Annotated in this window: 22 protein-coding genes and 1 pseudogene; 16 read left to right on the top strand and 7 right to left on the bottom strand. The window is 60.4% G+C overall.

The window, feature by feature from the left end:
* Positions 1–633 (top strand): annotated as a pseudogene (locus PMI11_RS25275) (dienelactone hydrolase); the annotation flags it as partial.
* 54 nt (positions 634–687) lie between these two features.
* Here PMI11_RS25275 and PMI11_RS25270 read toward each other — a convergent pair.
* Positions 688–1,485 (bottom strand): SDR family NAD(P)-dependent oxidoreductase, encoded by a 798-nt coding sequence (locus PMI11_RS25270; RefSeq protein WP_007822882.1) that lies wholly within the window; start codon positions 1,483–1,485, stop codon positions 688–690.
* Positions 1,486–1,615: 130 nt separating this feature from the next.
* Between PMI11_RS25270 and PMI11_RS25265 the strand changes: the two genes are divergently transcribed.
* Positions 1,616–2,560: a GlxA family transcriptional regulator gene (locus PMI11_RS25265; RefSeq protein WP_007822880.1), complete on the top strand. Its 945-nt coding sequence runs from the start codon at positions 1,616–1,618 to the stop codon at positions 2,558–2,560.
* Between the two features lie 423 nt (positions 2,561–2,983).
* Here the strand turns inward: PMI11_RS25265 and PMI11_RS25260 are convergent, their stop codons facing one another.
* A complete protein-coding gene (locus PMI11_RS25260; RefSeq protein ID WP_007822878.1) occupies positions 2,984–3,790 on the bottom strand; it encodes a phytanoyl-CoA dioxygenase family protein in 807 nt (268 codons plus the stop codon).
* 226 nt (positions 3,791–4,016) lie between these two features.
* The gene (locus PMI11_RS25255; protein WP_007822877.1) at positions 4,017–4,949 is read right to left on the bottom strand and encodes a LysR substrate-binding domain-containing protein; all 933 of its coding nucleotides are present in this window, start codon (positions 4,947–4,949) and stop codon (positions 4,017–4,019) included.
* A gap of 107 nt (positions 4,950–5,056) precedes the next feature.
* Here PMI11_RS25255 and PMI11_RS25250 point away from each other — a divergent pair, with 107 nt between their 5' ends.
* The 3 genes from PMI11_RS25250 to PMI11_RS25240 are packed head-to-tail and all read left to right on the top strand — an operon-like array spanning position 5,057 to position 6,419.
* Entirely contained in the window at positions 5,057–5,476 is a 420-nt protein-coding gene (locus tag PMI11_RS25250; protein WP_007822876.1) for a tautomerase family protein, read from the top strand.
* Positions 5,473–5,871, top strand: coding sequence for a cupin domain-containing protein (locus tag PMI11_RS25245; protein WP_007822875.1), 399 nt, complete (start codon positions 5,473–5,475; stop codon positions 5,869–5,871). The genes PMI11_RS25250 and PMI11_RS25245 overlap by 4 nt, the downstream gene beginning before the upstream one ends.
* On the top strand, positions 5,868–6,419 hold the full coding sequence (locus PMI11_RS25240; RefSeq protein ID WP_007822874.1) for a DUF4865 family protein: 552 nt from the start codon (positions 5,868–5,870) through the stop codon (positions 6,417–6,419). The genes PMI11_RS25245 and PMI11_RS25240 overlap by 4 nt, the downstream gene beginning before the upstream one ends.
* 76 nt (positions 6,420–6,495) lie before the next feature.
* Here the strand turns inward: PMI11_RS25240 and pyk are convergent, their stop codons facing one another.
* Together pyk and PMI11_RS25230 are read right to left on the bottom strand one after the other, a co-directional pair.
* On the bottom strand, positions 6,496–7,935 hold the full coding sequence (gene pyk, locus PMI11_RS25235) for a pyruvate kinase (RefSeq protein ID WP_007822873.1): 1,440 nt from the start codon (positions 7,933–7,935) through the stop codon (positions 6,496–6,498).
* Positions 7,935–8,420: a DUF1036 domain-containing protein gene (locus PMI11_RS25230; RefSeq protein WP_085990566.1), complete on the bottom strand. Its 486-nt coding sequence runs from the start codon at positions 8,418–8,420 to the stop codon at positions 7,935–7,937. Before PMI11_RS25230 ends, pyk begins: the two co-directional genes overlap by 1 nt.
* Before the next feature lie 202 nt (positions 8,421–8,622).
* Here PMI11_RS25230 and PMI11_RS25225 point away from each other — a divergent pair, with 202 nt between their 5' ends.
* The 3 genes from PMI11_RS25225 to PMI11_RS25215 all read left to right on the top strand — a co-directional run bounded on the left by PMI11_RS25225 (position 8,623) and on the right by PMI11_RS25215 (position 10,089).
* A complete protein-coding gene (locus PMI11_RS25225) occupies positions 8,623–9,411 on the top strand; it encodes an N-formylglutamate amidohydrolase (RefSeq protein ID WP_037072106.1) in 789 nt (262 codons plus the stop codon).
* A gap of 18 nt (positions 9,412–9,429) precedes the next feature.
* Positions 9,430–9,735 (top strand): DUF1244 domain-containing protein, encoded by a 306-nt coding sequence (locus PMI11_RS25220; RefSeq protein ID WP_007822870.1) that lies wholly within the window; start codon positions 9,430–9,432, stop codon positions 9,733–9,735.
* Between the two features lie 90 nt (positions 9,736–9,825).
* Complete coding sequence (locus PMI11_RS25215; RefSeq protein ID WP_007822869.1) at positions 9,826–10,089, top strand: DUF2312 domain-containing protein; 264 nt, start codon at positions 9,826–9,828, stop codon at positions 10,087–10,089.
* 157 nt (positions 10,090–10,246) lie between these two features.
* Here the strand turns inward: PMI11_RS25215 and PMI11_RS25210 are convergent, their stop codons facing one another.
* Together PMI11_RS25210 and PMI11_RS25205 are read right to left on the bottom strand one after the other, a co-directional pair.
* Positions 10,247–12,124, bottom strand: coding sequence for a DUF882 domain-containing protein (locus PMI11_RS25210; RefSeq protein WP_037072104.1), 1,878 nt, complete (start codon positions 12,122–12,124; stop codon positions 10,247–10,249).
* Positions 12,125–12,303: 179 nt separating this feature from the next.
* Positions 12,304–13,848 carry a sigma-54-dependent transcriptional regulator gene (locus PMI11_RS25205; protein WP_007822866.1) on the bottom strand — a complete coding sequence of 515 codons (1,545 nt, stop codon included), beginning with the start codon at positions 13,846–13,848 and terminating at the stop codon, positions 12,304–12,306.
* Between the two features lie 208 nt (positions 13,849–14,056).
* On the opposite strand from PMI11_RS25205, the gene PMI11_RS25200 reads away from it, so the two are divergent.
* From PMI11_RS25200 to PMI11_RS25165, 8 genes are all read left to right on the top strand, one after another.
* Entirely contained in the window at positions 14,057–15,910 is a 1,854-nt protein-coding gene (locus tag PMI11_RS25200) for a M3 family oligoendopeptidase (protein WP_007822863.1), read from the top strand.
* Between the two features lie 33 nt (positions 15,911–15,943).
* Positions 15,944–17,104: an aminodeoxychorismate synthase component I gene (locus PMI11_RS25195; RefSeq protein ID WP_007822860.1), complete on the top strand. Its 1,161-nt coding sequence runs from the start codon at positions 15,944–15,946 to the stop codon at positions 17,102–17,104.
* Positions 17,101–17,730, top strand: a complete 630-nt coding sequence (locus PMI11_RS25190) for an aminotransferase class IV family protein (protein WP_007822858.1) — start codon at positions 17,101–17,103, stop codon at positions 17,728–17,730. Before PMI11_RS25195 ends, PMI11_RS25190 begins: the two co-directional genes overlap by 4 nt.
* A gap of 2 nt (positions 17,731–17,732) precedes the next feature.
* Positions 17,733–18,017: a YciI family protein gene (locus PMI11_RS25185; RefSeq protein ID WP_007822856.1), complete on the top strand. Its 285-nt coding sequence runs from the start codon at positions 17,733–17,735 to the stop codon at positions 18,015–18,017.
* Positions 18,018–18,062: 45 nt separating this feature from the next.
* Positions 18,063–18,935, top strand: coding sequence for a heme-dependent oxidative N-demethylase family protein (locus PMI11_RS25180; RefSeq protein WP_007822854.1), 873 nt, complete (start codon positions 18,063–18,065; stop codon positions 18,933–18,935).
* 131 nt (positions 18,936–19,066) lie between these two features.
* A complete protein-coding gene (locus PMI11_RS25175) occupies positions 19,067–20,512 on the top strand; it encodes a homospermidine synthase (protein ID WP_007822853.1) in 1,446 nt (481 codons plus the stop codon).
* Between the two features lie 172 nt (positions 20,513–20,684).
* Entirely contained in the window at positions 20,685–21,050 is a 366-nt protein-coding gene (gene omp10 / locus PMI11_RS25170; RefSeq protein ID WP_007822852.1) for an outer membrane lipoprotein Omp10, read from the top strand.
* Positions 21,051–21,080: 30 nt separating this feature from the next.
* Complete coding sequence (locus PMI11_RS25165; protein ID WP_007822851.1) at positions 21,081–21,401, top strand: hypothetical protein; 321 nt, start codon at positions 21,081–21,083, stop codon at positions 21,399–21,401.
* The last annotated feature ends 174 nt before the right edge of the window (positions 21,402–21,575 follow it).

Below are 21,575 nucleotides of genomic sequence, written 5' to 3'. Positions count from 1 at the left end.
TGGCTGCGCCCTGCCGATCTCTCCGCTGCCCTGACGGCGATCGAGAAGCGCAGCACATTGTCTGTCGAGATAGACCGCAACCGCGTCGGCGTGCTGGGCTTCCTTGTCGGCGGAACGTCAGCACTCTCCCTCGGAGGCGGCCGCCTCGATCCGGAAAGCTTCGCGCGTTCCTGCGACCCCGGTGGCACAGGCGTCGACTGCGCCGAATTCGCCGGCGCCGGCATCGATCTTCATTCCATCGATCCGCAAAATATCGCTCGCTCTCATCTCGATCCGCGGGTGAAGGCGGCCGTTGTCATCGATCCCGAATTCGGCGTGAATTTCTCACGGGACAGCCTCAAGCGCATATCGATCCCGGTCCGCCTCATCAATCTCGGTATGCCGGCGAGCATCTGGCCTGGGCTGCGCGCGTCAGGCCTGAAGGACGCTATACCCAACGCGCACTACGATCTTCTGGGCGACACTTCGCAATACAGCGCCTTCAGTGAATGCAAGCCGTCGGGCGCCGCCATCCTTAGGGAAGAAGGTGAAGAGCCTCTCTGTGACGATCCCCAGGGAACGAGTCGGACCGCTATCCACGATCGCCTCGCTGACAATGTCGCAGCGGCCTTCCGCTCGGATCTCCCCCAATAGAAAACATCGTCCGCAGCAACCTGCCGCGGACGATGTCTTCGCTATCGATCGTCTTCAGGCGATCTTGTAGCGCGCAGCCGGAGCCGAACGTGACAGGTTCGGCATCAGCGCCTGGCGAGCCTGTTCATAGGCAGCAAGCAAGCCGGCATCTTCAAGCGCCGGGATCGTCGCAAATTCTCCCGCGGCAAGACCTGCCAACGAAGCATCGACCATGTTTTCCGCCGACATGACGATTTCACCCGGCAGGTGCTCGACCGGCGTGCCGGCAATGCCCCAGAATTCGGTCGCCGTGGCACCCGGCAGCACGACCTGAACGCGGATATTCTTGTCGGCAAGCTCGTGCTTCAGCGACTGGCTGAAGGCGAGCACGAAGGCTTTGCTGCCGCCATAGACACCGTTCAGGACTTCTGGCGCGATTGCGACGATCGAGGCGATGTTGATGATTGTGCCGCCACCACGGGCAACGAGGCCTGGCACTGCCGCATAGGTCAGCCGCGTCAATGCCGTCACGTTGAGCTCGATCATTTCCTGCATCTTGTCGACGTCGGACGCGAGCAGCGGCGCCGTGCCGCCGAAGCCGGCATTGTTGACAAGCACGGTAATGCTCTGATCTTCCTTCAGCACCTTCTCGACCTTGGCAAGATCGTCCTTCTTGCCGAGATCAGCGGACAGCGTCTCGACGGTTCGGCCCGTCTCATCGGTCAGCCGGCTTGCCAGCGCCTTCAGCCGCTCACCGTTGCGGGCGACGAGAATGAGATTGTAGCCCTGCTTCGCCAGCCGGTGTGCATAGATCGCGCCGATGCCCGAAGAGGCGCCTGTGACCAGCGCCGTACCCTTATGTTCTTGTGCCATGATCGTTTCTCCATTTGGTGCGCCAGCCCGATTGCCTTGCGCTTGAGGAGAGTTTTACGCCCGATTGCCGATGTCCTAAATGTCATATACACCACCTTTTAAGACATCCACTTTTCTGGACATGATGACCATGCAGCAAATCGGCTTCCTGCTTTTTCCCGGTTTCCAGATCATGAGCCTTGCTGCCGTCTCGGCCTTCGAATTCGCCAATCTCGAGATCGGCGAGAAAGTCTACGACATCCATTATCTCTCGGAGACCGGCGGTCCCATCGCCAATTCACTGGGCATGATCGTCGAGACCGAAGCCTTCGGCGATCCCGGTTTCGACACACTGATCGTCGCCGGCGCGCCTGACATAAAGCTGCCGAACGAAGCCGAGGCGGATTTCATTCGCGCCGCCCTCCCCGCTGTCCGCCGCCTCGCCTCGATCTGCACCGGCGCCTTCCTGCTTGCCGATGCCGGTGTTCTTGATGGCCGCCGCGCCACCACCCACTGGTACCTCGCCCGCGAACTGCAGAGCCGGTACCCCGAGATCCGGATGGAGGAAGACCGCATCTATATCATCGACGGTTCCGTCTGGACCTCGGCGGGCATGACGGCGGGCGTCGATCTGGCGCTGGCAATGGTCGAGAAGGATCATGGCCTGGAAATCGCCCGCGCCGTTGCCCGCAAGCTGGTCGTCTATCATCGTCGCGCCGGCGGCCAGTCGCAATTCTCTGCTCTACTCGAGCTGGAGCCTAAGTCGGACCGTATCCAGAGGGCGCTTGCGCATGCACGCAGCAATCTGAAATCCACCCTCTCTGTGGAGGAGCTGGCCGAGGCCGCTCATCTGAGCCCTCGCCAGTTCAGCCGTGCCTTCCGCGCCGAAACGGGTCAGTCGCCAGCAAAAGCGGTCGAGAACCTGCGGCTGGAGGCGGCCCGTCTGATGATGGAGCAGGGCCGCCATCCGATCGATACCGTCGCCCGCGAAACCGGCTTTGCCGATCGCGAGCGCATGCGCCGCGCCTTCCTGCGCGCCTTCGGCCAGCCGCCACAGGCAATCCGCCGGGCGGCACAACAGGAAATGCAGGCGTGATGTGACAGGCAAAGCCGAATGCACCCTCTCTGGTCGCGGCGGAGGTGGAGGGGGTGGATGGGGTTCGGTGCGTTTTCCAAGAGTAGCCGTAAGCACTGCTATACAGCCACGTTGAGTACCGACATAAGTGGCTTCCGGCAGGTTTGAACAAATAACCCCATCCACACCCTCCACTCAATTTAAATATATATATATCAATCACTTGAGCTGGATGGGGTAACCCCCTCCACGCCCTCCATTTGAACGTGAACCCCCTCCACCGAGAGCATTGAGCGTCAATTTCGGACATACAAAGAGCGCCCTCTTCTTGAATCCGGACATCTTGTGGAGGAGGTTACCTGAAGTGGAGGGGGTTCGATACGAAGCAACCCCCTCCACGTCAATCGTGCCGCGCAAACCTGTGCAGCGGTTTTGCGACACGCCTCAACCTTGCTGAAGCGCCCTGCGGATGGCGATTTCGACAGGCGAGTAGGCGCCATCCTCACGCAGAAGCTTCAGCAGCTCCGAAGGCGCGAGGCCCGGCTGTGCCATGAAGCGCGGCTCCTTGCCGCGATGCATCTGCGCCGCATGAATGAGGAACGGATGGCACAGATAAACCGTGCCCGCCTGCCCCGTCGCCAGAGCAAGCAGCCTGTCCTCGCCGATATGCTCCAGCCACAGATGCGCCATGCCAGCCTCACCGGCTGGCTCCAGCATCTTTGCGACATCCTTATGCGATCCGACCCGGATACGCGTCGGCGCGTCTTCTTCGCCGACATCCGAGAACAGGAAGAGCATCAGGAGCGCCCGTCCCCGCGAGTTGACATTGACCCGCCAGGCGGAAAAATCCCGCTGCTCGCCTGGGTTTCCATCCTCTCCCGGAAAGCTCAGATCCACATGCCAGCCGGCATCGCCAGGGTCATCCGGATGCGGAAATCGGACCGGAAAACTGCCAAGACCGCTGCGCGGCTCCCAGCGTCCCTTGCCGACGAGCTGATCGAAAGCCGAATGCAGCACAGGCGTGTTGACCGCCTTTTCGAACGGCCCACCGCCATAGCCGGCAAGCCGGACGACCGGCTGCACCCAGCTTTTCGGATCGTCGGCATCGAAGGGAATGTCGCGCCACATGATGGCGCGGGCTTCCGCGGCCACGTCGCGGGGAAAAGCATCATCGATCCGCACGAAGCCGTCTTCGATGAATTGCTCGATCTGCGCGGCGCTGAGCGCCGGCGGGTAACCAGTAGATGTCATGAGATATCTCTTTATCGCCAGACCCTGCCGGCATTGTCAATCGGCCGGATGCAGGGTGGTTACAGTCCACGGCAACGCACCAGCCAGCAGGCTGGTGAAGCGGCCGCATCTTCCTTTGCCCGAGGGCAGAGCCTTAGAGGCTCAAGAAGAAGACCGTAGCGATGTTGAGAGCGATCATTTTCATAGTGATGAAAGGCTATCGGCTTCAGCAGGAAGCGTCAACACTTCACCCGAACCTCCGCAACGCCTTCTCCTGATCGGATGAAATAGAAATATCTCGCACTGCCTCGTGCACTGACTGCAGCACCAATTCCGCCAGCCGGCTCGTTGCAGCATCCGGCTCCGCTTCCGCTCGATGCAAGACCAGTCCCAGGTCAGGCAATTCCGGCAGGCCGGCTTCGCCTGACGCCAGCATTCGCACCTTGGCAGGCAGCCCGACAGGTGTGCGCACCGTAATACCCAGCCCTGCAGCGGTTGCCGCCCAGAGGCCGCCGAGGCTTGGACTGACGAAGGACAGGCGCCAGGAGATGCCGGCCTCGTCCAGCACTTTCGTCGCGGCATTCCTGAGCAGGCAGGGCGCCTCAAGCGAGGCAAGCGGCATCGGCTCGCCGCTTCCAGCCGCCCATGCCGGCAAGCCATTCGTCGGGCCGATCCAGCGCATCGGCACATCGGCAATATGCTCGCAATGGGCGGTCAAAGTGCCGCTGCTCCAGGCGAGCGCAAGATCGAGCTTCCCCGTCGTCACCCGTTCCAGAAGCTCGGCATTGCGCACCACACGCGCTTCGATCCGCACCTTCGGGTGCGCCCGAGCAAAGCGTCCGAGCACCTCGGGTAGCAAGTCCTCACCGAAGTCCTCCTGCAGGCCGAGCCGCACCCAGCCTTCGAGCTCGACACTCTGCACCGCAGCGACTGCCTCGTCGTTCAGATCGAGCAATCGCCGGGCGTAGGCAAGCATCGTCTCTCCGGCTTCCGTTAGCGCCAGTCCGCGCCCGGATTTGCGGAAAATCGGCGTGCCGGCTTGCTCCTCCAGCTTCTTAAGCTGCGCGCTGACCGCCGAGGTCGAGCGCCCCAGACGATCCGCTGCCTTAGCGAAATTGCCGAGATCCATGCCGGTCGCGAACGTCCTCAGCACATCCAGATCGAACGTAATCCGTCGCATTTCACGATCCCGATTTTTAGGATGATCAATCCATAAAATTCTGATTTTCCGCACCATGGTGTCGTGGCATGCTTCTCCTGTCAAGACAAAGAACAAGGAGGCCACCAATGCCATTCGCTCGCATTTCCCTTCTGAAGGGCAAATCGCCTGACTATCTGCGTGCACTCTCGGACAGCATCCACAAGGCCATGGTCGAGACCTTCAATGTGCCGCCGGCCGACCGCTTCCAGATCATCCACCAGCATGAGCCGGGCGAACTGATCTTCGACCGCAATTACCTTGCCGGTCCGCGCTCGGATGATTTCGTGTTGATTTCGATCACGACCGGCAAGCCGCGCTCGACGGAAATGCGCAAGGCTCTCTTCCGCCGAGCCGTCGAACTATTGCAGCAATCCCCCGGCATGCGCCCGGAAGACGTGATGATCGTCATATCGACCAGCGAACCGGACGAATGGTCTTTTGGCGACGGCTTGGCACAGATGGCCGAACCCGGATGGGAATCACGCGCCAGGGGAGTTCCGGCATGAGCACCGCCAATCCGAGGACGATGACGATCCGCCGTCCCGGCAGTGCGATCCGTTCTCCCGAAGGCGTTTCGAATGCGCCCTTCTGGGTCGAAATGCTGCTCGACAGTGAGATCGATGGCGAGAACACCGCCATGCGCGCAACCCTCGATCCCGGTACCGTCACACACTGGCATACGCATCCGCGCGGCCAGCTTCTTTATGTCCTCTCCGGCGTCGGTCTCGTGCAGCGGAAGGGTGAACCTGTCGAGGAAGTCAGAACCGGCGATGCAATATGGTTCGCCCCGAACGAGCTTCACTGGCACGGGGCGACAGCTGACAGCCCTTTCGGCTATCTCAGCATCCAGGGTTTTGAGAAGGGACGCTTCGTTGACTGGTATGAGGAGAGACAGCCATGATGGCCATGCAATATTCCTTCACCTTGCCTGCAGATTACGACATCGAGATCATCCATCGCCGCATCCGCGACAAGGGCCCGGCGATGGACGGCTTCCCGCATCTCGGTTTCAAGGCCTTTCTGAGCGCTCGCCGGGGCGAGTTCGGGAGCCGGGAAAATCTGTACGCGCCTTTTTATCTCTGGGACCAGCCGGAAGGCGCCAGCAACTTCATCTGCGGCCCCGGCTTTGCCGCGCTGACAGACGCCTTCGGCCGGCCGCGCATTCGCCATTGGATCGTCTGGCATGCGCATGTCTCACCGGACCTCGCCAACGCCCGCTTTGCTTACAGCGAACACCTCCCTATCGAACCGGATGTCTCTCTGCCCGACTTACGGCAGCAGGAGATTGATCTGGCAAAGCAGGAAGCCGGCGACAGATATGTGCTCGCCCGCATCGCTGCCTTCGATCCGCATGACTGGACGATGGTGCGTTTCGGCCTTTCCGCGGAAGCCCCGCCCGCCTCAGGCACCAATCAGATCTATCGCGTCGGTCACCTCTCCGGCGGCTGAGGCACCCAAGGCAAAATCGAAAACAAAAAGCGCCCCTCTTTCGAGGAGCGCTTTGCATTTTCAAGCCTAAAAACGATCAGATGCCGCTCTGGCCGTCGGAGCCGATATAGGCGATACGCAGCATGTTGGTCGCGCCCGGTGTGCCGAGCGGCACGCCAGCGGAGATGATGATGCGATCGCCCGGCTTGCCGAAACCTTCTGCCGCAACGATGCGGCAGGCGCGGTTGACCATGTCGTCAAGGTCGGTCGCGTCATGCGTGACGACGCAATGCATGCCCCAGACGACGGACAGACGGCGCGCCGTCTTGATGATCGGCGACAGAGCGATGATCGGCACCTGCGGACGCTCGCGCGAGGCGCGCAGGCCGGTCGTGCCGGAAGACGTGTAACAGACGATAGCCGACAGCTTCAGCGTCTCGGCGATCTGGCGGGCGGCAAGCGAGATAGCGTCGGCGCCGGTTGCTTCCGGCTGGGCGCGCTGCGCGTAAATGATGCCCGGATAGTGCGGATCCTTCTCCACGGTGCTCGCAATCGAGGCCATCATCGAGACGGCTTCGACCGGATAAGCGCCGGAAGCCGATTCGGCCGACAGCATGATCGCGTCAGCACCTTCGAAGACGGCGATCGAAACGTCCGAAACTTCGGCGCGTGTCGGAACCGGCGAAGAGATCATCGATTCCAGCATCTGCGTGGCGACGATGACAGGCTTGCCCGAACGGCGGCAGGAGCGGATGAGCTGCTTCTGGATGCCAGGAACGGCTTCGAGCGGCATTTCGACGCCGAGGTCACCACGGGCGACCATCAGCGCGTCGGAAAGCTCGATGATTTCTTCGATGCGTTCCAGCGCCTGCGGCTTCTCGATCTTCGACATGATGCCGACGCGGCCACGGGCGATTTTGCGCACTTCGGCGAGGTCGTCGGGACGCTGGACGAAGGAGAGCGCCACCCAGTCGACATCGTCGGTCGCCAGAACCGCGTCGAGGTCGACACGGTCCTTGTCGGTCAGCGCGCCCACGCCAAGCAGCGTATCGGGCAGGCTGACACCCTTGCGGTCGGAAATGCTGGTGCCGGCAATGACGGTCGTGACGATGCTCTTGCCGTCGCACTTTTCGGCGCGCAGAGCGAGCTTGCCATCATCGATCAGCAGGCGATGACCGGGCTGAACGGCTTCGAGAATTTCAGGATGCGGCAGGAACACGCGGGTGTTGTCGCCGGGGGTATCGTTGTTGTCGAGCGTAAATGTCTGGCCGGGCTTCAGCTCCACCTTGACATCGGCAAACTTGCCGACGCGAAGCTTCGGACCCTGCAGGTCAGCCAGAATGCCGATCGGCCGGCCCGAGCGGGCTTCGACGGCGCGAATGCGCTGCACGAGCGTGCGCATCACGTCATGGCTCGCATGGCTCATATTGATGCGGAAGATATCCGCACCCGCCTGGTGCAGCTTCTCGATCATCGACTCCTCGGAGGAGGCGGGGCCGAGGGTGGCGAGGATTTTAACTTTGCGGTTACGCTTCATCAATTCTGGCTTTCTTGCGTCCCTGGGGTGTCGGAGAGTTGAACCATCCAGCTTCCCTGGCGGCCCGTATCATATTCCTTGAATCCCATTTTCTGATAACCCCGGGCGTAGCAGTCCTGCACACCCGTGATCTTGAATTCGTTTTCCGCCACGCACATCTGCACGTCACCCGTCCATCGGCCTCCCCGGGCGGCGTCTTCTGCGTAGAGGTAATAATAACGCGACTGTAACTCTCCCTCGATCAGCGTGGCGCAGGTCGTTGCCGGCACCTGCCACCAACCCTCCGTAACCCAGCCGTCCTTCGCTCTATATCCGATCGCAACGCCAACCAGATTTTGCGTACCGTTGCATACACGGAAATCCGCACGCGCGGCATCGGCAATGAAGAACGGCGAGACGGCTGCAAGAGCGAACAATGCGAGACGGGCAAGCGGCCCGGACCGCGTGAGGAAACTTGGCGCGGCTTGGATCAACACGGCTCCCAAATAGCTCCACGGTTATTCGTTATCCGTGTCTTCTTGCGCCGCCATCAGGCGAAAGTCAACGCAATGCTAATCGATTATATTTCCTTTCATAACCGCCCATCGGGCGCATCTTGTCGCGTTGGTCTGCCCATCACGCTTGAACCGCCGGAACGCGCATGCAATCACTGGGCGAATACACGAAATGACAATTGGCAATTTCCTGATGGATCACTTCCAATCCTTCGAAATCCTATCCGGCCAACATGACAAAGGCATGGTGATCCTCGGCGATCATGCCATGAACCGTCTGCCCGAACGATATGGCCGGCTCGGCCTGCCGGAAAGTGCCTTCTCCAGGCACATCGCTTATGACATCGGCATTCAGGGCCTTGTCCGCAAGCTGTGTGCACAGCTGGGCGTGCCGGGCGTGCTCGGTGGTTTTTCGCGCCTGCTGATCGACCCCAACCGCGGCGAGGACGACCCGACGCTGATCATGAAAATCTCCGACGGCGCCATCATCCCCGGCAACCATCCGATGACCGAGGAGGAGTGGAACTACCGGATCGAAACCTTCCACAGACCCTATCACAATGCTGTGTCGGAGACGATCGATAGGGTGGCGAACGCGACCGGCAAGGCGCCGCTGGTACTGTCCCTCCACTCCTTCACACCTGCCTGGAAGGATGTTCCCCGCCCCTGGCATGCGGCAGTGCTCTGGGATAGCGACCACCGCGCCGTCGCCCCATTGCTTGACAAACTGCGAGCCGATCCCGATCTCGTCGTCGGTGATAACGAACCCTATGACGGCGCCCTGAAGGGTGACACCATGTATCGTCATTGCATGATGACGGGCATTCCGCACGCACTCCTGGAAGTACGCCAGGACCTCATCGGCAACGAGGCCGGCATCGAGGAATGGGCGGCGCGCCTGGCACCTGTCTTTGCGGAGATGAACGCCGATCCGGCCCTGCATGCATACAGCGTGCACGCCTCACGCACAGGCCCCTATTGAGTGAAAAGGACTTGGCCCATGACCACGCTCAGCAAGGAACAACAGACGGAATTCGAGGCAGCCGCCTTCCGCCGGCTCATCACGCATCTTCGCGAACGGACCGACGTGCAGAACATCGATCTGATGAATCTCGCCGGCTTCTGCCGTAACTGCCTGTCCAACTGGTACCGCGAAGCTGCGGAAGCCGAAGGCGTCACTATGACGAAGGACGAATCGCGCGAGATCGTCTACGGCATGCCCTACGAAGACTGGAAGAACATCCACCAGACGGAAGCATCGCCTGTGCAAAAGGCGACTTTTGAGGTGAACAACCCGCACAAATAGTCCACCCGCTCTCAAATCGTCTTGACGCTGGCGGCACTTCGCGGCAGTCACTGGCAACCCGAATGCATATCCCGAAATCAGGAGAACACGATGTCTGATGCACATGGCGTCGCCCGCGATCAGCTTCGCGCTTTTGTCGAGCGCATTGAACGCCTGGAAGAAGAAAAGAAGACCATCGCCGACGACATCAAGGACGTCTATGGCGAAGCCAAGGGCATGGGCTTCGACACCAAGATCCTCAAGAAGGTCGTTGCGCTCCGCAAGAAGGACGAGCAGGAACGCATGGAAGAAGATGCGATCCTCGATACCTACCTGCATGCCCTCGGCATGATCGAATCCCCGCCGGAAGGCTGAGGATCATCCAACCGCATTTTCAGAGAGCCGCCGTTTCGGCGGCTTTTCTTTTGATCTCATCAAAGTACCAGCGCCGATTTTCGCCGTGCCTCCAGCCCAAAAACGAAAGCCGCCGGAGACGATCCAGCGGCTTTTGCTTATTCAGAATATGGGTGGATCAGCGCGTATTGAATTTACGCACTTCCATGAAATTGACAGCCGTACCGCTGAAGCGGCCGGGATCGATCGAAGCAGTCTTCTGGAAGCCTTCGGCATAGACCGAGGTTGGCTGGGCGCGCAGCTCCTGGCTGACGAAGCGCGGAGCCTGCACCTTCTTGGACGCCATTTCCAGGCGCGCATTGGTAAGAGCCCACTGCGAGATCATCTTCTGGGTCAGCTTCGGCTCGGTACGCACCGTCTGGCGGCTTTCGTCGGCGGCCACCGCTTCCTGCTTGGTCGGACGACCACCCTTGGTGGGAAGACCCTGCGCGACCGGGCTGTCGACGGTGACGGGCTTCGGCGCCGCGGGAGCAGCAGCAAAGCTTGCGGATTTCGTCATCGGAACAAGTGCCGCAAGCTGCAGCGGCGGCTTGTCGAGTGCCGGCGGGTTCTTCGGGGCGGCGGCATTGATTGCCTGCTCCACGGTCTGCGGCTCGGAAGATACGTTCATAGCAACCTCAGCACCACCGCTCTGATCCTGCTGCTTTGCGAGCGCCGCCGCCATGGCGGGCGAAAGCGTATCCTGATCAGCCGCGTCTTCATCCGCATCAGGATTGGCATTCTGTGCAGCAAGCAGGTTCTCGGCAACGGCCGGACGTTCGGCTGGGGTCGGAACGCCCGTCGACATCAGGCTCGGATCGACAGAGGCAAGTTCAGCATCACCCGGCGCACGACGCTGCCCAAGGAGCGACGGAACCGGAATGCTGTAACCACTGAGATCGGCGAAATGCTCAGGTTCCTGCGGCTGGCCAGCCGGCATGGCGGCAAGGGCCTGCTGGGCAGCGTTACCTGCAGACGGCGGCACCAGGGCATTGGCAACCTCGTTGCCGGCAAGCTGATTGCTGAAGGCCGGGCGGACCTGCGGCACCGGTGCATTCACGCTTGCCACTTCCGTCTGCGGCTGAGGTTCATCAACTGCCGGGACAGCCTCAGCCTTCGGCGGCGTTGCCTTGGCGACAGCCACCGGTGTGCTATCCTCCGAATTATCCTCTTCCTCGTCTGCGCCACCGCCAAAGAGGTAGGCAAACAGCGTCTTCTGCTTGCGAGGTTCGTCATCGGAAACGGAAGCGCCGGCGCTGGCCATCATGATCTGGCTGCCGTTCGCCATGCGGCGCTTGTAATCGGCCATTGCCTGCTGGTAGCCCGGCAACGGCTTGCCATCGGCAGGAATATGAATGGTGTTGCCGTCAGGAAAGAGCCTGACCAGTTCGTCACGGCTCATGCGCGGCCAGGCGCGAACGCCACCGACATCCATATGCACGAAAGGCGAACCGGACTTCGGATAGAAGCCGACGCCGCCGACCTGCATCTTCATGCCGATACCGCGCAGCGTGGCGAGCTTCACGTCGGGAATGAAGAAGTCCATCGCCTTGCCGAGCATATGCTGGCTCTTTTCGGCGACACCGGAATTGCGCGAACGACCGCGCAGCATCTCGTTGGTGGCCGGCGAGCGGAAACCGCAGACGACGTTGATGTAATCCCTGGAGCCGGACTGGCGATAAACTTCCCAGATGAGGTCGAAGAGACGCGGGTCCATCTTCGTCGGCTGATTCTTGCGCCAGTCACGCAGGAAACGGTTGAGCTGCTCGAGACCCTTGGGGTCGAACTTGCCGTTGCGCTTGTAGGTGATGACAGCCTTTTCGCCGGTATGGATGAAATAGAGCTTCAGGCTGCGGGTGTCCCCGGCAGCCTGAGACGGTGTGCTAACGAATACCGGTGAGGAAACCGCGAGTGCAATGAGGGCGGCCGCTGCCGTCCTAATTGCCTTTCCGCCAATCTTGGCGCACAAACGCCAACTCAAGCGCGAAAGCTTGGTATTCCCATTCAGATTCTGCAACTCGATCCCCGTCAGACAGTCAATGTCCAATGCTGTCTCAAATGGCTGTCAAATGCGGTCACACGATGGCAAAAATGCCACACATGATCAACCTTTTCTTTATAGAGTGAACGAGCTGCTAACAAGTGGTTTATGGACGGTAACCAAATGTGGTTGCCTTATTCTTAATAAAAAGGCGCCTATGCCGCATCTTTCTGAGGATTATCGGGGTCGATGCCGTAGTCCTTGAGCTTTCTGTAAAGTGTGGATCGCCCGATACCTAGCTTTCTTGCCACTTGACTCATTTGTCCTCGGTAGAATTTCAAGGCAAAACGAATCAGTTCTTCCTCAACATCGGCAAGACGCCTGACATCACCGGACTGATTGACGCTCGATATCGCGTTATCGGAAGCCTCGGTCCCGCGGCGCATCGTCTCGGCGACTGATTCCGCCTGATAATCCTCGGGGAATTCCGCGTCAGGATCGAGGTGGGAATTGTCCGCAACGAGCGCCAGATGATCCACGACTTCGTAGTTCGGAAGCTGGGCGGCGATCTGCGGGAAGTCCGCTTCAGTCAGCTCCGGACCTTCGGCAAGCACGACGGCGCGGAAGATCGCGTTTTCGAGCTGGCGGATATTGCCAGGCCAGTCATAGGCGGTCAGCAATGCCAGCGTGCCAGCGTTGACCGTCATGCGGCGGCCGTTCTTCTGCTCGCTGGAAAAGCGCTCGGCAAAGACGCGCACCAGATGCGGAATGTCCTCCTTGCGCTTGCGCAGCGCCGGAATGGTGATCGGGAAGACGTTCAGGCGATAGTAGAGGTCTTCGCGGAAGTGGCCGTTCTTGACCTCTTCGATCAGATCCTTGTTCGTCGCCGAGATGAGGCGAACATTGACCTTGTGCGCAGTGCGCGCACCGACGGTCTCGATCTCGCCCTGCTGAACGGCGCGCAGCAGCTTCACCTGCACTTCGAGCGGCAGATCGCCGATTTCGTCGAGGAAGATGGTGCCGCCATCGGCTTCCATGAACTTGCCGATATGCTTTTCGGTCGCGCCGGTAAACGCACCCTTTTCGTGACCGAAGAGGATGCTTTCGACGAGATTGTGCGGAATGGCGCCGCAATTGACCGTCACGAACGGCTTGGTCGCGCGATCGCCCCCCGACTGGATGGCACGTGCCACCAACTCCTTGCCGACACCCGATTCGCCTTCGAGCACGACCGGGATGTTGGACTGCGAGGCGCGCTGCGCCAGATCGATGACGCGGATCATTGCCGGGCTTGCCGAAACGATGTCGTCGAAGCCGACGGAGCCCGAGCGTGAACGGCGGCCGGTACGGGCCTTCACCTCACGCTGGTCGAGCTTCATGGCATTGGAAATCGACGTATTGATGCGCTCTGGCGAAACCGGCTTGACGACGAAATCGAAGGCGCCGGCGCGCATGGCCTGCACGACCGTTTCGATGCCGCCCTGCCCCGTCTGGACGATGACCGGGATCTGGGTGCCGAAATCATGCAGCGCTTCGAGGAATTCGAGGCCGGTCATTTCCGGCATCATCAAATCGAGCACGATGACATTGAAAAGGCCGGGATCGCGTTTCACCATCTCCAGCCCGATGCGGCCGTTTTCGGCCTGATGCACCACATGGCCGCTACGCTCGATCGCGTTCTTGAGCAGACGGCGCTGCACGGGATCGTCCTCGACCACAAGGATCTGCCCTGCCCCTTTGAGCTCATTGTAACCGGTCATTGTCGCCTCACTTCATGCGAAACCATAGAGCGCACTCTGACAGAAAGGCTTGAACATCCTGTTTTGAGAAACAATTGCATTTTAACGATTGCGACAGGCAGTTTTCGTGCCGTAACAGGGCCTTTTTCGCACCGAAAAACCCTTGCTGACAGGCGTTGCGGCGCTTAGACAGTCAGACCTGTTATAAAAGAGGAAGAGGAACCGCCCCATGAGACATATGCTTGCGCACGCCGATCTTCACCTTTCGGCAACGGCTTCGGCTGCAGCATCGGACCCGGCTCTGGGCGAGCTTCCCTCCTGGCGGCTGCAGGATCTCTACCCCTCGGCCACCTCCACCGCCTTCGTCGCCGATATGGAAAAGGCCGGCAAGGCCGCTTCCGCTTTCGAAGACAAATGGAAGGGCAAACTTGCCGAAGCCGCCGCCAAGAAGGGCGAGGAAGGCATCGGCCAGGCGCTGAAGGAATATGAGGCGCTCGACGATATCATGGGCCGCCTCGGCTCTTTCGCCGGCCTCACCTATTTCTCGGATACGTCCAACCCGGCAAACGGCAAGCTCTATGGCGACGTCCAGGCCAAGCTTACCGACTATTCCGGCCGCCTATTGTTCTTCGCTCTCGAACTCAACCGCATCGACGACGCAGTGATCGATGCCTGCATGGCGAACGATCCGCTTGCCGGCCATTACCGCCCCTGGCTGGTCGACCTGCGCATGGACAAGCCCTACCAGCTCGAAGATCAGCTTGAGCAGCTCTTCCTCGAAAAATCGATGACATCAGCTGCCGCCTTTAACCGTCTCTTCGATGAGACGATGGCGGAGCTGCGCTTCGAGATCGACGGCGAGAAGCTGCCGCTCGAAGTGGCGCTGAACATGCTGCAGGAAAAGGATCCGGAAGTGCGCCGCAAGGCGGCAATGGCGCTCGCCGAAACCTTCAAGACCAATATCCGCACCTTCACGCTGATCACCAACACGCTCGCCAAGGACAAGGATATCTCCGATCGCTGGCGCGGCTTCGAAGATATCGCCGACAGCCGCCATCTGGCGAACCGCGTCGAGCGCGAAGTGGTCGATGCTCTCGCTGCGGCCGTCAAGGAAGCCTATCCGCGCCTTTCGCATCGCTATTACAAGATGAAGGCGAAATGGCTCGGCATGGAGCAGATGAACTTCTGGGACCGCAATGCGCCGCTTCCGGAAACCTCTGGTGCCATCATCTCCTGGTCCGAAGCCAGGGACACGGTGCTGTCCGCCTATGGCAATTTCGCGCCGGAAATGGCTGAAATCGCCAAGCGCTTCTTTGACGAACAGTGGATCGACGCCCCCGTTCGCCCCGGCAAGGCGCCTGGCGCCTTCGCGCACCCGACCGTTCCGTCGGCCCATCCCTATGTGCTCGTCAATTACATGGGCAAGCCGCGCGATGTGATGACACTCGCCCACGAACTCGGCCACGGCGTGCATCAGGTTCTTGCCGGCGCGCAAGGCGCCCTCATGTGCCAGACGCCGCTGACGCTTGCCGAAACCGCTTCCGTCTTCGGCGAGATGCTGACCTTCCGCGCACTGCTCAACCGGACGACCGACAAGCGCGAGCGCAAGGCCATGCTTGCCCAGAAAGTCGAGGACATGATCAATACGGTCGTGCGCCAGATCGCCTTCTACGAGTTCGAGCGTAAGGTTCATACCGCCCGCAAGGCCGGCGAACTGACCGCCGACGACATCGGCGAACTCTGGCTTTCCGTCCAGTCGGAAAGCCTTGGCCCGGCGATCAAAATTTCCGAGGGCTATGAGACCTATTGGGCCTATATCCCCCACTTCATCCATTCGCCCTTCTATGTTTACGCCTATGCTTTCGGCGACTGCCTGGTGAACTCGCTCTATGCCGTCTATCAGAAGGCCGAGAAGGGCTTTCAGGACAAGTATTTCGAGATGCTGAAGGCCGGCGGCACCAAGCATCATTCTGAACTGCTGAAGCCCTTTGGTCTGGATGCAACCGATCCTTCCTTCTGGAGCAAGGGCCTGTCGATGATCGAAGGCCTGATCGACGAACTCGAGGCCCTGGACAAGGCATAAGACCGCCCAAACCGCGGCTTCGCTGGAAAGGCAATGGCAGCGTCCGAACCCTTCATCCTGTTCCGGGACGACACGACCGGCGAAGTCATGCTCTTCGCCGGCCCGGCAAACATGATCATCGCCCGCACGAAGGCGGAATTCCTGCCGGCGCTCAAGCGGATGGAAGAAGCGCGACAGGCCGGCAAATGGCTTGCCGGTTACATCTCTTATGAGGCCGGCCATCTCTTCGAAGAAAAGCTTGCCCCCTTTGCGGAAGAGAACCGCGAGACACCGCTGCTGCTGTTCGGCGTCTTCGATGCGCCGCAGCCAGACGATCATCCTCTCGCAAGGCCACGGCAGCGCCACGAAAACGAGGAATTCCTGACCGCACCAAAGGCAGCCTGGAACTTCGCTATATATAAAGAGCGTTTCGAACGCCTCCACCGGCATTTGCGCCTCGGCGATATCTATCAGGCCAACCTGACGATGCCGATCGAAGCCCGCTGGAGCGGCGATCCGCTGGCCGCCTTCTGGTCGCTGATCGACCGCCAGCCCGTTAAATACGGCGCATTTGCGAATCTTGGCGGTCCCATCATTCTTTCCCGCTCACCGGAACTGTTTTTCCGCACCGACGAAGATGGCTGGATCGAGACGCATCCGATGAAAGGTACGGCCAAACGCGGTGCGACGCCGGCCGAAGATGCCGAAATCGTTGAAGCCATGAAGGCCGACATCAAGACGCAAGCGGAAAACCGCATGATCGTCGACCTCCTGCGCAACGATGTCTCGCGCATCACCGAAGTCGGCACGCTCGAAGTTCCAAAACTCTTCGAAATCGAGACCTATCCGACCGTCCACCAGATGGTCAGCCATGTTCAGGCAAAGCTCCTGCCCGGTCTTTCCATCCGCGACATCTTCGCCGCCCTCTTTCCCTGCGGCTCGATCACCGGCGCGCCGAAGATCCGCGCCATGGAAATCCTCCACGACCTCGAGGATGGTCCGCGCGATGCCTATTGCGGCGCAATCGGCATGATCGCGCCCGACGGCGCCATGCGCTTCTCCGTTGCCATCCGCACCATGACGCTCTTCGACGGCGGCAAAGCAGTCTTCAATGTCGGCGGCGGCATCGTCTTCGATTCCACTGATGAAGCCGAATATGAGGAATGCCTGCTCAAGGCGCGCTTCGCCGTCGGCGACCAATGGATTGCCCGATGAGCAATTTTTCGCTGATCGAAACCCTGCGCTGGCAACCGGACGAAGGGTTCATTCGCCTGCGCCTTCATCTCGCCCGCCTCTCCCGCTCCGCCCGTCGCATCGGTTTTCCCGAGCCGATAGATGTGGTCGCGAAGCTGGAAGATGCGGTAAGGGATGACAAGGAGCCGCGCCGTGTCAGGCTGACGTTCGACGGCCAGGGCCGGATCGATATTACCACCGCGCCCTTCACGCCGCTGCCGCAAGACACAGTCTGGAAACTCCGTATCGCCGGCACGCATCTCGATTCCACCGACAAGCTGCTGCGTATCAAGACCACATGCCGGGCTGTGTATGAAGCGGCGCGCGCCGAGTTCACGCCGCAGCAAGCGGATGAAGTCATCCTGCTCAACGAGCGGCAGGACGTCTGCGAGGGAACCATCACGTCTGTCTTCCTTGATGACGGCTCCGGCATTCTCAGGACACCGCCGATCTCCTGCGGCCTGCTCGCCGGCGTGCTGCGCACCGAGCTCATCTGCCAGCGCAAGGCCCGCGTCGGCCGCATCACGCTCGGTGATCTGGACAAGGGTACGCTTTACGTTGGAAATTCGCTACGCGGCCTGATCCGCGCCACGCTGCAAAAGGACTGACCATGCTGATCCTCTCCCTGACCTATATGAAGCCCAATGAAGAGGCCGACAAGCACATGGAGCCGCACATGGCCTGGGTAAAGGAAGGATATGCGAAGGGCTGGTTCCTCGCTTCCGGCAGGAAGGTACCACGTACCGGCGGGGTCGTTCTCGCCGTTGGCGAGCGCGCGGAGATTGAAGCCTATGTGGCCGCCGATCCCTTCACCATCCATGGCGTCGCCGAATATGAGATCACCGAAGTCGCGCTGACGACGGTGACCGAAGGGCTGGAGATCCTGAAACGCTGAGTCGCAAACCGCGCCGGCTGCTTATCAGTCCCGAAAGGAACGGCGATGAAACGTCCGACCTACACGCCCCCAACCTATACACCCTATGACGGCTCGGCCCGGCCCTTCACGATCGGCCTGATGCCACTCGATCCTATCAGATGGATCGAGCCCGACGACGATCTCAACCGCTACCTCGAGGAGAAGGCGCGGCTGGCAGGCAAGCGCCTCGACGACATCTTCGTCGCAGAGGATGGGACGGAAGCAGCCCAGCAGGAGGCACTGAATATTCTCCTCGCTCACCTTGCCGATCGGCATCCGGCGATGCTCCGGCAGGATACTTCCGATCTGCCGCCTCTCTTCAAGGCTGGTTCGCTCATCCAGGATGATCTCGTTCTGATGCGCCGCAAGGCCGATGGCTGGCACCTCGTTGCCGCCCATGTCGCCTTTCCCTCCTCGTGGTCTCTACATGAGAAATTCGGCCGGCCGATGCACGAGATCCACGCAGATGTGCCGGGCTTCGGCGAAGGCACGCGCAATGCCACACTGATTGCCCGCATATTCGACAGCCTGCAGAGCGCCCAGCCGGTGGAGCGGCTGAACTGGTCGGTCAACACCACTGATGATCTCTTCCTTCCCGTCTCGAAACATCGCCGGCCGCCTTACGCCGAGGCCTTCACGCTTGAAGAGCGTTTCGTCCGCGTCGAGCGCCAGACCCTTCGCAAGCTGCCTGTCTCGGGCGACATTCTCTTCACCATCCGCATCTATATCGATCCGGTCACCGTCATTGCCCGGCATCCACAGGCGCGGAAACTCGCATCAAGCTTTGCCGATCAACTGGAAGCGCTCGATGACCGGCAGGTCGCCTACAAAGGGCTGCCCCTGCAGCGGACGGAACTCGTGCGGAAATTGCGGGCACTTTGCAGCCCCGATATTTAACCTTTGCGGGGGAACACTCTTTATTGTGACGCCATTTTGTGATTAGAGCCGGTCACCTCGCGAGCTTCGCGGCATTTTCACATGAATTCTTTAGGCTGAAAGCCTTCGTTCCCTTCCAATAGGAGAAAAGAATGACGGAACAGAACTATCCGGTATATGGCGAAATTACCGGTCCGATCGTCATGATCGGCTTTGGCTCCATCGGCCGCGGCACGCTGCCCCTGATCGAGCGCCACTTCAAATTCGACAAGAGCCGGATGGTTGTCATCGACCCGCGCACGGACGATGCCCACATTCTGGAAAAGCACGGCGTCAAGCACATCCAGGCGCATGTGACGAAGGACAACTACAAGGAGCTGCTGAAGCCGCTCCTGACCGAAGGCGAAGGCCAGGGTTTCTGCGTCAATCTCTCGGTCGACACCTCGTCGCTCGACATCATCAAGCTCTGCCGCAAACTTGACGTGCTCTATATCGATACCGTCGTCGAGCCCTGGCTCGGCTTCTATTTCGACAAGGACATGAAGAACGAGGAGCGCACCAACTATGCGCTGCGCGAAACCGTTCGCAAGGAAAAGGCCAAGAACCCAGGCGGCACCACTGCCGTTTCCACCTGCGGCGCAAATCCGGGCATGGTTTCCTGGTTCGTCAAGCAGGGGCTCCTGAACCTTGCCCGTGATATGGGCCTCAAGTTCGATGAGCCGGGCCAAGACGACCGCGAAGAATGGGCAAAGCTCATGAAGAAGGTCGGCGTCAAGGGCGTCCACATCGCCGAGCGCGATACCCAGCGCACCATCCATCCGAAGCCGCTCAACGTCTTCTGGAACACCTGGTCGGTCGAAGGCTTCATCTCCGAAGGCCTGCAGCCGGCAGAACTCGGCTGGGGCACCCACGAAAACTGGATGCCGAAGAACGCCAAGAAGCATAAGAAGGGCTCCAAGGCCGCCATCTTCCTGGAGCAGCCCGGCGCCAACACCCGCGTACGCACCTGGTGCCCGACGCCCGGCCCGCAATATGGCTTCCTCGTCACCCACAACGAGTCGATCTCGATCGCCGACTTCTTCACGGTGAAGGACAAGGACGGCGACGTCTCCTATCGTCCGACCTGCCACTATGCCTATCATCCGGCCAACGACGCCGTTCTGTCGCTGCATGAGATGTTCGGCAACGGCGGCAAGGCGCAGCCGGTCCTCCACGTTCTCGACGAGAACGAGCTGGTCGATGGTGTCGACGAGCTCGGCGTACTGCTCTACGGCCACGACAAGAACGCCTACTGGTACGGTTCGCGCCTGTCGCTGGAAGAAACCCGCCGCATCGCGCCCTACCAGAATGCAACCGGCCTGCAGGTAACCTCTGCCGTTCTCGCCGGTATGGTCTGGGCTCTTGAAAACCCGAAGGCCGGCATCGTCGAAGCCGACGAGATGGATTACAAGCGCTGCCTCGAAGTGCAGCTGCCCTATCTCGGCCCGGTCGAAGGCCACTACACCGACTGGACCCCGCTCGACGGTCGCCCGGGCCTGTTCCCGGAAGACATCGACACCAAGGATCCGTGGCAGTTCAAGAACATCCTCGTTCGCTGAGCCCTGCCTAACGCTTTCGAAGATGCCCGCTGTTAGGCGGGCATTTTTGTAACGCCTGCTGTCTAAATGCCGGCCGACCTCCGTCGAAGGCTTGCCTTCGCGGAAGGCCCGCGCCATGTTTTTGGCGGACTGTCGCGGAAAGCTTCCGCTTAGATTCGCCGGGAGAAGCCTTATGAAAGTCAGAACTGGTCTCGTTCTTGCGGTTGCATCGGCAGCTCTTGCCGCCTGTGTTTCCGGCCCGCGCCCCCTTCCCGTCGCATCAGCACCCGCTCCTGCCGGTGTCGAAGGGACCTGGGCCGATCCGAACGGCATCGTCTCCACCTTCCAGGGCGGCACCTTCACGACGCGCACGACCGACAGCAACCAGCTTCTGGCCTCCGGGACCTATATCAAGACCTCCCCGTCGCTGGTGGAAATCAACATGACCTCGCTGGTGCGCAACACTCAGTCGAAGGTCAATTGCTCGCTCGTCACCACGAGCCAGCTGAACTGCACCTCGGATGCCGGCGCACAGTTCGTCCTGACCCGCCGCAGCTGAAAAGAGTAGATGGGGTGAAGGCTAAGCACCATGCGGGCTTTCGCCGGTTACCTCGTCCTGTTGCTAGCAACGCCGCTTGCCGCACTTGCGGTCATTTTGCCGGCTAATGTCTATAGTGCCCAAGGTATCGCCGCCCCCGATTGCGACGGGCCGCTGCAAGTGCTGATCTTCGCCGTGCCGGCAGTCCTGATCTACGGCGCAGGCGCAGTCCTTGCCTATCGGGCCGGCCGGCGCTTTCACCGCATCGTTTCCCTTCTTTGCTTGATCATCGCGCTCGCCACATTTCCGAATATTGCAGAGGCGATGCACGAACTCTACCGAAACGCTGCCGCCGGAGAATGCGTGGGATAACCAGTCGGCTTTTTTGCCCGGTTCCCCCTTGGAAAGCGGCTCTCCTGGCCCAGCTTTCCCTTGCGGCGGTGCATCGTCTGATGGAACATCCGCATGCCGGGAAAGCACCCCGGCTGACTATGGAAGGGGTTGGCGAGGATCAGGGGGATCTTCGCCCTTAATCAGGAGAACAGG

The sequence above is a fragment of the Rhizobium sp. CF142 genome (assembly GCF_000281145.1).
Lineage (GTDB): Bacteria > Pseudomonadota > Alphaproteobacteria > Rhizobiales > Rhizobiaceae > Rhizobium.
Note: the sequence above shows the minus strand (reverse complement) of the source record. Positions and strands in the feature narration are given on the sequence as shown.